The organism is Hephaestia caeni (assembly GCF_003550065.1).
Taxonomy (GTDB): Bacteria; Pseudomonadota; Alphaproteobacteria; order Sphingomonadales; family Sphingomonadaceae; genus Sphingomonas; species Sphingomonas caeni_A.
This window is the reverse complement of record NZ_QXDC01000004.1, coordinates 20010-32486: the sequence shown is the minus strand read 5'-3', so window position 1 is coordinate 32486 and position 12477 is coordinate 20010. Positions and strand designations below refer to the sequence as shown.

Sequence of the window (12477 nt, the reverse complement as noted above, 5' to 3'; positions counted from 1 at the left end):
TGCGGAACGGTGCGAGAATGGAGTGGAGCTTCGCGCATCCGACGGCGAAAGTCAGCATACGGAATATCCGGGCATCACGTCAATAAATTTGAATAGATCGTCTATAATATTAGTAAATACCTATAGAGATCATTCAATAATTGACAATAGAAAAATGAAAATATCAAAATTGCGAAGAATTGTATGAATAACGAAGATTTTCGTTCGAAATTCCAGGGCGGCGATCTGACCATTGGTACCTTCGTTAAAATCGGCGACCTATCGGTCATTGAGATGTTGACCGATAGCGCGATCGATTTCGTTGTGCTTGACCAGGAACATGCCCCGCTCGACCGCCGGTCGCTCGATATCCTGCTGTTCGCAGCGCGGTCACGCGGCCTTCCCGCGCTCGTCCGCGTGCCGACCAGCGAGCCGAGCGTCATATTGGCGGCGCTCGATGGCGGCGCGGCGGGCATTCTGCTGCCGCATGTCGGCGATGCCGCAACCGCGCGCCGCGCGGCTGCGGCTTGCCGCTACAGGGCTGGTCGCGGGTATTCGGGAGCGGTTCGGTCGACGCGCAATCGCGGCGCGATGCGCGAGGCGATCGCGGCCGTCGATCGCGAAATCGTCGTTATCGCGCAGATCGAGGATGCGGCTGCCGTCGATCGAGCGGCGGAGATCGCGGCCTGTGAAGGAATCGACGGGCTGTTTATCGGGCGGGGCGACCTTGCGGTATCGATGCGTGCGGCATCCAGCGACGCGCCGGAAATCTGGATGGCGGCCCGATCGATCGCGGCAGCCGCCAGGCAACACGGAAAGGCGATATGCGCCTTTGCCGCGGGGTGGCCCGAGGCCGATCGCCTGATCGACCTAGGCGCGCGCGCGATCGTTCTCGGATCGGACCAATCGTACCTGAAAGCGAAGGCGTCGCAGATCGTCACCGAAGCGGCGTTGCGGTGCGAGCGGCTGACCCCCGAAGGCACATGAACGGCGCGCGAGAGACGGCACGATTTCCCCGCGCCGTTAGCTGTCCTGCTGCATGATTGCGGTGAGCGACGAAGGCTTTGACGGGATATTCACCCCGACATTTCTGGAGCGAGCATGACGGACAAGATCTACGACAGCCCGCGAGCGGCGCTCGACGGCCTGCTGTTCGACGGCATGACGATCATGTCCGGCGGTTTCGGCCTGTCGGGTAATCCCGAGAGCCTGATACCGGAAATCCGGGCGGCGGGCGTGAAGGAACTGACCGTCATTTCCAACAATGCCGGCGCCAATGGTTTCGGCCTGTGGATGCTGCTGGAAAGCCGGCAGGTGAAGAAAATGATCTCGTCTTATGTCGGGGACAACAAACTGTTCGAGCAGCAATATCTTTCGGGTGCGCTGGAACTGGAACTGAATCCGCAAGGCACCCTCGCCGAGCGGATTCGTGCGGGGGGTGCGGGTATCCCGGCTTTTTATACCAGGACCGGCTACGGCACCGTGGTCGCCGAGGGAAAGCCGGTCGAGGAATTCGAGGGGGTTCGCTACATTCGGGAGACCTGGCTGCGCGCGGATCTTGCGATCATCAAGGCGTGGCGTAGCGATCCCGCCGGCAACCTGATGTTTCGCAGGACGGCGCGGAACTTCAATCCGAACATGGCGACGGCCGGCAGGATCACCGTCGCCGAGGTCGAGGAGTTGGTGCCGGCCGGCACCTTCGACCCCGATTGTGTCCATACGCCGGGCATCTACGTCGACCGCGTCGTCAAGAGCACGATCAACGAAAAGCGTATCGAGAAGCGGACAACGCGCGCAGGGAGGATCTGCTGATGGCCTGGGACCGCGATCAGATGGCCGCGCGCGCGGCGCAGGAACTGAAGGACGGCTATTACGCCAATCTCGGCATCGGGATACCGACGCTGGTGGCAAACCATATCCCCGCGGGCGTGGAAGTGACGCTGCAATCGGAGAACGGTATTCTCGGCATGGGGGCGTTTCCAGAGGAGGACGAGGTCGACCCCGATCTCATCAACGCCGGCAAGCAGACGATCACGGCATTGCCCACTTCCAGCATTTTTTCGTCCGCCGACAGTTTTGCCATGATCCGCGGCGGGCATATCGATCTCACAGTGCTCGGCGCGCTGGAGGTTGCCGCCAATGGCGACATCGCGAACTGGGCAATTCCCGGCAAGATGGTCAAGGGAATGGGCGGCGCGATGGACCTCGTCGCAGGGGTGAAGCGCATCGTCGTCGTCATGGAACATGTCAGCAAGCACGGTGACTCCAAGATCGTCGACGCCTGCGCGTTGCCGCTCACCGGCGCCGGTTGCGTCGATCTCATCATTACCGATCTCGGCGTGCTGGCGTGCGACAAGCCTGGCTTGCGACTGATCGAGCTTGCACCGGGCGTGATGCTCGACGAAATGCGGGCAAAGACCGGCGCGGCGTTCACGGTCGACGCGTCGCTCAAGATACACGCCGCCATCGATGGAGACTCTTTTTGACCGACGCCTATGTCTGCGATGCCATCCGTACACCGATCGGAAAGCTCAACGGCGCGCTGAGCGCCGTACGTACCGACGATCTCGCCGCCTTGCCCCTCAAGGCGTTGATGGCGCGCAACCCCGGCGTCGACTGGAACGCGATCGACGATGTCGTGCTGGGCTGTGCCAACCAGGCAGGCGAGGACAATCGCAACGTTGCGCGGATGGCCGTGCTGCTTGCCGGCCTTCCGGAGACGGTCCCCGGCGTGACGGTCAATCGCCTGTGCGCCTCTGGCCTCGATGCCGTCGGGCTGGCGGCGCGGGCGATCCGTTCGGGCGACTGCGATCTGATGATCGCGGGCGGCGTCGAGCATATGACGCGCGCGCCCTTTGTGATGGGAAAGGCGGCCAAGCCGTTCGACCGCGCCCAGAAGGTGGAAGACACCACGCTCGGCTGGCGGTTCGTCAATCCCAGGATGCGCGAGCGCTACGGCGTCGATTCGATGGTGCAGACCGGGGAGAATGTCGCGGCGGAATGCGAGGTCGGTCGAGCCGAACAGGACGCGTTCGCGCTCGCCAGCCAGAAAAAGGCGGCGAAGGCGCAAGCCGATGGCCGGCTGGCGGTGGAAATCATCCCGGTCGACATTCCGCAGCGTAAAGGCGACCCCATCGTTTTCGACCGCGACGAGCATCCGCGGGATACCGATGCCGAGGCGCTGGCGAAGCTGAAACCGGCACTGGGGGCGGGCGGCACCATCACCGCGGGGAATGCGTCGGGGCTCAACGACGGCGCGGCGGCCATGATCGTCGCGTCCGAAGCCGCGGCAAAGGCCAACGGCCTGGTTCCGCGCGCGCGGGTGCTCGGCATCGCGGCGGCGGGCATCGCGCCGCGCGTGATGGGCATCGGCCCGATCGAGGCGGCGCGTAGACTATTGGCGCGCACCGGGCTTTCGGTCGACCAGCTCGACGTGATCGAGTTGAACGAAGCGTTCGCCAGCCAGGCGATTGCCACCTGTCGCGCGCTCGGCATCGATCCGCTGGCCGACACGCGCGTCAACCCGAATGGCGGCGCGATCGCGCTGGGCCATCCCCTGGGGATGTCGGGGGCGAGAATAACGATGACCGCCGTCGAGGAATTGCATCGCACCGGCGGCCGCCATGCACTGGTTTTCATGTGCGTCGGCGTCGGGCAGGGCGTGGCGCTGCTGCTCGAGCGGACCTGATTGAAGACGGCCGGTCGAGGCAGGCGGTAGACGATATCCGCGCCGCGCCGAATCGGCGCCGCAAGGCGACCGGGCGGGAGCGGGTGCATCGCGTGCATCGATCGTTACCCGCCGGTCCGCAACCGCAAGCGGGTCGTGCATTGCTCCCGCAGCCTCCATGCCTCTCGTGTCCGCGCGCTGCGCGCGGGGGCTTCGGGCGGGTATTGCAGCGCCATCCATATCCAACAGTCGCGGCCGCGTTTCCCGCCGTTATCCTTGCATTTACGCGCGATCGGCGGCCCGATCCGAACGACAGCAGCGTTTCGTGCAATGGAATGCGGCGTATTCGATCTTCAATTTGGAGCCTCCCCAACCCCTAATTCCGCAGACGAAAGCACATCCAACGTCGCGCTCATTCAGGGGTAGAGGAACCGATGGATCGCAGAACCTTGCTGACGGCGTTTGCTGCGGGGCTCCCCGCCTTCGCGCTGCCGGGCACATTGATGGCGCAATCGGTGGCGCCGCCCCTTCGGATCACCGACATCAAGGTCGCACGGCTTCGCACGGTGCGCGATCTCGGCGTGTACGAGAGCCGTTTTCATGAGCCGCCCGCGCGCTTTCCCGCGCGCGTCGGTGGCTTCACCATGACGGAAATCCATACCGATCAGGGCCCCGTCGGGATTGGCCCGGGAATCGACGCGCAACAGCTCGAGCGCGCGAAAGAGCGCCTGATCGGGAGAGATCCCTTCGATGTCGGTCTTCATGCCCGTTGGTTGCAGGTTCAGGGGCGCTGGGGCACGGGGGTCGAGATCGCGCTTTGGGACCTCGTCGGCAAGGCGTGCAACCAGCCCCTGGCCAAGCTGTGGGGCGGCGGCATGGATCGCGTGCTCCCTTATGGCGCCACGCTGGGCATCGGAGACGGCGTTGCCGAGCGCATCCGTTGCGCCACGCAGGTCCGGAACGACGGATTCAAGGCCGTCAAGATGCGCTCCAGCTTTCCCACCATGCGCGAAGACATTGCGTTGATCGAAGGTGTTCGCAAAGCGTTGGGCGACGATTTCGTGATCCTTACCGACGCCAACAAGGCCGGGCCTTATGGCGCGGCGACACAGTTGCTGTCGCTGTGGGATTATCCGCGTGCGATCGAGACCGCGCTCGCCTATCAGGATTTGGGCCTGTACTGGCTGGAAGAGCCGCTCGGCCGCCACGATTACGAAGGGCTCGCGCGCCTGCGCAGCCAGTTGCACCAGATGCGACTGGCCGGAGGGGAAGGCAATACGGCGCTTTCCGAATTCCGGACCTATGTCGATCAGGGTTGCTACGATATCCTGAACACCGATTGCAGCGTCGTCGGCCCTACGCTCTATCGCCAGATCGAGGCGATGGCCTTCACCCACAACCGACGCGTCGTGCCGCATGCGGGGCATATCCTCGCCGTGGTTTGCCACATCCATCTGGCGGCGACGCAGCCCCAGGCAGCCTACGGCACCTTCGACCTTACGCCGCATATGGAAGTGCAGCACAATCCGCCCTTCCAGGATTTCCACCAGATATGGTCGATCTTCGCCGACGGGCCGAAGCTCGATAAGGAAGGGTATCTACCGGTACCCAAGCGGCCCGGTCTCGGCGTCGTCATTCCGGCGGATCTCATCGAAGAACGTTTCTAGCCGCCCGACACCGCATCGGCGGGCGAGGAAAACAATGAGCCGATACCCGAACACGGGCCGGTAAATCTTAGGGGAGGATGTATGTCCATCAGTCTACGATCGCGTTTGCTTGGCGTTTCCGCGCTTACGATATGTTTTGCCTCGGCCCATCCGGCGTCGGCGCAGCAGGTTGCGCCCGAAGAGGAGGCGCCGGCGTCACAAGCCGCGCCCGAGCAGGAAACGGCGAGCGGCGAAGGCAATGTTGTCGTCACCGCATCGCGCGTGAAGCGCGACGGCTTCGAATCGCCGACTCCCGAAACCGTGATGGCGGCCGAGACGCTGGAGACGCAGGCAAACCGCAATATCTCGCAGTCGCTCTATGAACTGCCCTCGATCGCACCGATGACGAGCGGTAACGGTGGCGCCACCAGTGTGGGTGCCCAATATGTGGCGTTGCGCAACCTGGGGGCCGCGCGCACGCTGGTGCTCATCAATGGGCGGCGTGTGTCGCAGACGAACCCCTTGGGCGGAACCGATATCAATGTCGTTCCGGCCGCGCTGGTGCAAAGCGTCAACGTCGTCACCGGCGGCGCATCAGCAACCTATGGATCGGATGCGGTCGCGGGCATGGTCAACCTCCAGCTCAACACGACGCTGGAGGGTCTCAAGGGCGATGCGCAATACGGCATCACCGAATATGGTGACAGCGAGGAATATTCGGCATCGCTGGCGTGGGGCACGAAGTTTGCGGAAGGGCGCGGGCACCTCGTTCTTGCCGGCGAGTATACCGACAACCAAGGCATGGAAACGTGCGAAAAGCGTGATTGGTGTCAAGACAATTGGGCGCTGGTGCTCAATCCCAACTACGCGCCGGGCAACGGCGAATATCGGCAGATCATCTCACCGAACGCGCGGCTCGCCAGCGGCACCTTCGGCGGTCTCATCACAACCGGGCCGCTGAAGGGCACCTATTTCCTGCCGGGTGGCATTTCGGCGCCGTTCGAATATGGCACGAATGTTGGCACCACGCACATGATCGGCGGCACCGACGACGGCTGGACGGGCAAACAGCGCGAAGGCGTCGCGCCTCTCAACCGGCATTCCTTGTACGGCACGGTTACTTACGATCTTACTGACAACGTAACCTTTTTCGCCGAGGCGTCGTATACGCGGACGCATTCCTGGTACGATTCCGGGCAGCATAATGACCTCGGCTCGCGCGGTTTGCTGATCACGCGAGAAAATGCGTTCCTGCCGGCGGATATCGCCGCCCGTATGGATGCCGAACACATCAGCAGCTTCCGCCTGGGGCGGCTCGAGCCGGAATTGGGCCTCGACGGGCCGGATTCGAGAAACACCAACCACCGCTATGTTGCCGGCGCCCGAGGTGTCCTCGGGGATTGGCAGTGGGAATCCTATCTGAGCTACAGCAAGAACCGCTATTATGCCCAGGTCATCGAGAACCGCCTCCAGGAACAATGGCGGCTGGCGGTGGATTCGATCCTCGACCCCGTGACGGGCGACCCGATCTGCCGCTCCACGCTGACCGATCCCGGTAACGGGTGCGTGCCGGCGAATGTGTTCGGTGCCGGAGCGATCTCCCCGGACGTCAAATCCTATGTGTCGGGCGATTCGTGGCAGGATGCCGTTTCCGAACAGAAAGTGTTCGCGCTGAACATCAACGGCGAACCGTTTTCGCTCTGGGCCGGCCCCGTGTCCGTCGCGACGGGTATTGAGTATCGTGAGGACAACCTGGAGGGTGATTCCGACTACAACTCGCAGATCATGAACTGGCGCCAGGTCAACGCGCAGCCGATCTCGGGCGGCTACAACGTGAAGGAGGCCTATGTAGAGGCGCTGGTTCCTCTCGCGGTCGGGTTGCCGTTCGCGGACAATCTCGAAGTCAACGGCGCCGCCCGCTATGCCGAATACAGCACGAGCGGCGGCGTCACCACCTGGAAGGTCGGGCTCAACTATTCACCGATCCGCGACATCCGCGTTCGATTAACGCAGTCGCGCGACATCCGTGCCCCAAACAACAACGAACTGTTCTCGTCGCTTCGGCAGAATATTCCGACGCTGAACGATCCCTTCACAAATACGACGGTCAGCATTCCGACTTTCACCGGGGGCAATCCGCTGCTCAAACCCGAGGAAGCCGATACGTTCACCGTCGGTGTCGTGTTGTCGCCGAGCTTCATTCCCGGCCTTCGGGCATCGGTGGACTATTTCTCGATCGATCTCGACGGTGCCATCACGACCCTGGGAGCCCAGGGCACGATCGACGCCTGCTACAACGGGCAGGCCCCGGCCTGCGCCGGCATCGTCCGCGATCCGACGACGAACGGAATCGCGACGGTGTATTCGCAATATTTCAACCTGCAGGAACTGCGGACGAGCGGGTATGATTTCGAGCTTTCCTACCGCACGCCGGTGGATCGCCTGGTGAGTTCGTGGTCGGGCGATCTGCAATTCCGAATGCTGGCGACCTACGTCAAGGAATTCAGCCAGAAGGACGGCAACATCGTGCTCGATCGTGCCGGGCAGGTTGTCGGCGGCGGCGTCCCGCATTGGCGCGGGACGGTCAATCTTTCCTACGATAGCGGCCCCGTGCGCGTCGCCTTGACGGGCCTCTACGTGGATGGCGGCGTGTGGGACAAGACCTACGGCCAATACGACATCACGGACAACAACATCAGCGGTCGCGCCTACCTCAACGTCTCCGGGCGCTATCGCGTGCTCGGCTCCGGTGACGAAAACAGCGTCGATCTCTTCTTCAAGATCGACAATCTGTTCGACAACGATCCGCCGCTGACGCCGATCAGCGCGTTCAACCCGACGCCGACATCATCGCCTTATTACGACAAGCTCGGCCGCCGCTTTGCAGCCGGGGTGCGCTTCCGCCTTTGAACGACCGGGCGAATGTAGATAAATTCCGCGGCATTCTCGCCGCATCTGACAGGGGAGAAGATTCAGTGAAAGGATCACGTCGCCAATTCATGACGGGCGCAGCCGCGTTCGGAGCGCTGGCAACGCATGGCCGTGCGATGGCAGGCGGGCTTTTCGGCCAGGACGGAATCCGGCTTGCCCAACTGCCCTCCCAGCAAAGTGTCTGGAAGGAGGTGGAGTTTCTGAGCGGGCTCGGGCCGCGCTATTGCGGGAACGATGCGCATAACCGGCTGATGAACTTCCTCGACGAGGAATTCGAGAAATGCGGCATGACGCTGAGCGACATTCCGCACACCTCGCTGATGCAGTGGCTGCCGCGCAACGTCGCGCTGCGTAGCCGCAGCGAAGCGTTGCCGGTCGGAGCCTTCTGCCGCTGGTCGGCGCAGACCGGGCCGCGCGGCGTCACGGCGCCGATATGTTATCTCGGCCGCGTGGAGGGGGCGTCGCGTTTCTCGATGGGGCTCTACCCGGAGCGCCGCAGTGCGTTGCCGATCCCACCCGACGTCCGTGGCAAGATCGCGCTGGTCGAGATTACGGTGGGGCACCGCCCGTTGGGGCTGATGTTCAAGGACCGCGTCGATTACATGTTCGACAAGCTGGGACGGCCGATGCCGCCGCTGCAAGGCCCGAGCGCCTCGAACATGGCGGCGACCCCCGACGATTTCGAGCGCAAGCTGAAGGAAGCTGGTGCCGTAGGCCTGATCTACGCGTGGCGGGGCCTGTCGGATGCGGATGCCAAGGGCCAGTCGCGGCTGGGCACCGAGCATCTCCCATCGATCTGGGTGGTGCCGACAACGGGCGCCAAGCTGATCCAGCTTGCCCAGACGGGCGAGCCGGTCACCCTCACGGTGGAGGCCGATACCCAGAAGAACGCCCCCACGCGCACCATCGTCGCCACGCTGCCGGGGGCGACCGAAGAAAGCATCATCCTGTGGACGCATACCGATGGCCCGAATGCGCTTCAGGAAAACGGCTCGATCGCGTTGCTCAACATGATGCGCTATTATTCCAAGATTCCGCGGTCGGAGCGGCGGCGCACGATCAAGGTCGTGATCCCCGAAAGCCACTTCGCGGAGCAATATATCTCGACATCGGCGTGGATCACGGAACGGCCCGATCTCGTCGAAAACTCGGTGGCGCTGATCGCCGCGGAACATCTGGGCGGCACCGAATGGCTGAGCGACCCGATCTCCAATACCTATACGCCGACCGGCGAGCTTGAAGTCGCTTTCGCCTTCTGCCCGACCGCGCCGATGCGCACGCTGGCGAAACAGGCGGTGGCGGATCAGCCGATCGGCCGCGAGGTGATCCTCAGTACGGCCGACTATGCGTTCACGCCCGGCATCGCGGCCTATCGGCGCATCAAGATGCCGAGCTTCGCCTATATCAGCATCCCGAGTTACCTGATGGCTGATGACGGCACCAACGGGCATCTCGACAAGCTCAGCCCGACGCTCTGGTACGAACAGTTCAAGATGTTGACGAGGCTGCTCCATGCGGTCGATGCGACGCCGGCGGCAACGCTTCGGCAAGTCTGACTCCGTCAGCGAGGGGCACGGCGGACGATCGTGAAGACGCTTTTGATGGGAAGCGCGACCGCCTGCGTTGTCTTGCTGGCAGCGCAGGCAGTCGCGGGGTTGCAGGTTGGAGAGATCCATTGGGCCAGGCATCTATCCTCGATCGTCACGCCCTCGCACAATATCGCCCTGAGCGGCTGGGAAGCATATAAACATCGCACGACGCAGCCATCGGCTGACCAACATCTGGATGATCCGATCCTGAAAGGGGCGATCGACATCCACGCCCATTTCGGCCCCGATACCTATCCGCGCCAGTGGGATTTGTTCGAGATCGCGCGGCTTGCGCAACAGCGCGGAATGCGGGGCATCGTCTTCAAGAACCACTGGTCGGAATCGGCGGGCCTTGCCTACCTCGTCCGCAAATATGCGACACCCGGCCTCGAGGTGTTCGGCAGCCTGTCGCTGAACACGCCGGAAGGCGGCATCAATCCGGAAGCAGTGCGCTATTTCGCCGAGGTGGAGGGCGGTTACGGCAAGGTCGTCTGGATGCCGACGCACGATTCCGAGCACGAGGTTCGCACGCGCGGCGAAGCGCGGCCCTATGTACAGGTGTCGCGGGACGGCACCTTGTTGCCGGAAGTATACGAGGTGCTGGATCTGATCGCGCAATACGATCTGACGCTGGCGACCGGGCATGTCACCGACGCGGAAATGCTGATGATCGTGCGCGAGGCCCGTCGGCGTGGGGTCAAGCGGATTATCATCACCCATCCCAACCTTGGCCCGATGTATACCGACCCGACGAACGATCAGCTTCGGCAGGCGGCGGACCTTGGCGGTTTCATCGAGATCGTCGGCGGCAGGTTGCGTCGGGAGACGAGCCGGGAAGCGGCGCTTGCCACGATCCGCGCGGTCGGCGTCGAGCATTGCATCATTTCCACCGATAGCGGTCTCGTCGGGACGGCCAATAGCCCCGATGCGCTGGTCCTTGCCGCGCGTGAACTGCGTAAGGCGGGGTTCAGCGAGCACGATCTGGAAACGATGTTCAAGCGCAACCCCGCGATGGTGCTGGGGCTACCCGCCGAATAGCGGCCGATCGACCGCGGATGGGATGTTGCGTCTACTTATGCGGGTGCGAGATAATCGTCTGCATTCGCCATCCAGCCCTTGGCGATGAAATCGCGTCGCGCCGGAGCGAAGATGTCGAGCATCAGGTGCGGATGCGCGCCCACGCCTTGCGTCGTGTGGACGATTTCCGGTGGGATCAGCAGCAGCGTACCGGGGCCGGCATCGATGTGCTGATCCTCGCGCCATTCGGCAACATCTCTCCCCCAGGGAGTCCGGAGGTGGTGGACATAGTGCCCCGCGATCGCGAGCGTGCCCTGCTGGATATCGTCATGGGCATGGGGGCTGAGGGATGTGGCGTCGCGTGGCCCGTCGTAGCGGACGATGTTGATGCTCATCGTCTCGCTTTGCAGAAACCGGATCCGCGGATTACCCGAAGGATTGGGAAGGTCGTCGAGCGCCGTCACGACGGGGTGCTCGATCGGCTGCCGGCGAGCGAGGGGAACGCCAATCGGTGCGATGCGCGGGTCGAACCTGGTATTCCCGGCATCTGCCGCGCCATCCAGGTCGGAGCGGCCGGTCGCCAGCACCAGCAACGGGCCGCCCTCCACGAGCATCAATTCCACGACACCCGCCGGCAGAATCGCGACCGAAGCCCCCGCGAGAACAATCTCTCCGTCGTCCCCAAGCCGCGCGATGCCGGCGGCGAGCAGAACGATCATCTCGTTGTCACTGCGCGCGCTGTAGAGTCGATCGCGCTGACTTATCCATTCCACGATGAAATTCTGCGCCCGGGCGATCTGGCGGCCGCTGCCGCCTGCAAGGTCGAACGATGTGAATGTCGCGCCGCTGGCAAGCGTTTCGGTCGGCATGGCACCTCTCTCAGTAGGAATCTTCACGTGCCCGGGTGAACTGGCGCGGCAGCTCGAACGGCGGCGCCGAGACGGCGTATTGGATGCCGCCCAGCCGTGCGACCGGATTGGCCTTCTCGGTCAGGAAATATCCGCTTTCGTCGAGATAATCCTCGTCGAGGTGAATGCCGACGACACGACCGAACGTGACGTGCGTCGGGATTTCCCCTTCGCGCTCGCCCAGTTGCACGATCCGATCGACGACACATTCCAGGCTGGCCGGGGTGCCGGCCACGCGCGGCGGCCGAACCTTGATGCTCGGCACCTTTTCGATGCCTGCGAGCAGAAATTCATCGGCGCCGGCCGCCAGGGGCGCGGAGGTCGCGTTCATCGCTTCGACCAGATCGTAGGTCGCCATGTTGTAGACGAACTCGCCGGTCTCGCGGATATTTGCCAGCGTATCCTTGGCCTGCCGGTCCTCGGGCGTGTTGCATGAGAAGGCGATGATCGGCGGCAACGACGAAAACAGGGCGAAATAGGAAAAGGGCGCGAGGTTCGCATGGCCGTTAGCATCGAGCGTGCTGATCCATGCGATCGGCCGAGGCGCGATGATGGCGTTGAAAATCCCCCGCTTGAAATCGTCCTGTACTTCTGGGTCGATGAAACGGAAGTTGCCGGTTGGCATCGTCGACATGTCCTTTCTAACGGGCGATTATGGTCGGCGAAGCCTTTGACCCCGAAGCCGACGATATGAGGCATTGACGAGGGGATAGGATTCTCAACTTGCGGACGTTCCATAG

General features: G+C 63.0%; 10 protein-coding genes. 8 read left to right on the top strand and 2 right to left on the bottom strand.

Going from position 1 to position 12477, the window contains the following annotated elements; all coding sequences use genetic code 11:
* Window positions 1-183 precede the first annotated feature (183 nt).
* The 8 genes from DFR49_RS14625 to DFR49_RS14590 all read left to right on the top strand — a co-directional run bounded on the left by DFR49_RS14625 (window position 184) and on the right by DFR49_RS14590 (window position 10850).
* Window positions 184-966, top strand: coding sequence for an HpcH/HpaI aldolase family protein (locus tag DFR49_RS14625; protein WP_119036478.1), 783 nt, complete (start codon window positions 184-186; stop codon window positions 964-966).
* Between the two features lie 114 nt (window positions 967-1080).
* Complete coding sequence (locus tag DFR49_RS14620; protein WP_119036477.1) at window positions 1081-1791, top strand: CoA transferase subunit A; 711 nt, start codon at window positions 1081-1083, stop codon at window positions 1789-1791.
* Window positions 1791-2465: a CoA transferase subunit B gene (locus tag DFR49_RS14615; protein WP_119036476.1), complete on the top strand. Its 675-nt coding sequence runs from the start codon at window positions 1791-1793 to the stop codon at window positions 2463-2465. Before DFR49_RS14620 ends, DFR49_RS14615 begins: the two co-directional genes overlap by 1 nt.
* Window positions 2462-3667, top strand: a complete 1206-nt coding sequence (gene pcaF / locus DFR49_RS14610; protein WP_119036475.1) for a 3-oxoadipyl-CoA thiolase — start codon at window positions 2462-2464, stop codon at window positions 3665-3667. Before DFR49_RS14615 ends, pcaF begins: the two co-directional genes overlap by 4 nt.
* A gap of 413 nt (window positions 3668-4080) precedes the next feature.
* Window positions 4081-5313 (top strand): mandelate racemase/muconate lactonizing enzyme family protein, encoded by a 1233-nt coding sequence (locus tag DFR49_RS14605; RefSeq protein ID WP_119036474.1) that lies wholly within the window; start codon window positions 4081-4083, stop codon window positions 5311-5313.
* Window positions 5314-5394: 81 nt separating this feature from the next.
* A complete protein-coding gene (locus DFR49_RS14600) occupies window positions 5395-8202 on the top strand; it encodes a TonB-dependent receptor domain-containing protein (RefSeq protein WP_119036473.1) in 2808 nt (935 codons plus the stop codon).
* An 89-nt stretch (window positions 8203-8291) separates the two neighbouring features.
* Entirely contained in the window at window positions 8292-9779 is a 1488-nt protein-coding gene (locus DFR49_RS14595; RefSeq protein ID WP_119036472.1) for a hypothetical protein, read from the top strand.
* A gap of 30 nt (window positions 9780-9809) precedes the next feature.
* Window positions 9810-10850 (top strand): DUF6282 family protein, encoded by a 1041-nt coding sequence (locus DFR49_RS14590; RefSeq protein WP_147373710.1) that lies wholly within the window; start codon window positions 9810-9812, stop codon window positions 10848-10850.
* A gap of 35 nt (window positions 10851-10885) precedes the next feature.
* Here the strand turns inward: DFR49_RS14590 and DFR49_RS14585 are convergent, their stop codons facing one another.
* Window positions 10886-11698: a cupin domain-containing protein gene (locus DFR49_RS14585; protein ID WP_119036470.1), complete on the bottom strand. Its 813-nt coding sequence runs from the start codon at window positions 11696-11698 to the stop codon at window positions 10886-10888.
* A 10-nt stretch (window positions 11699-11708) separates the two neighbouring features.
* The gene (locus tag DFR49_RS14580) at window positions 11709-12371 is read right to left on the bottom strand and encodes a flavin reductase family protein (RefSeq protein ID WP_245968586.1); all 663 of its coding nucleotides are present in this window, start codon (window positions 12369-12371) and stop codon (window positions 11709-11711) included.
* Window positions 12372-12477: the final 106 nt, after the last annotated feature.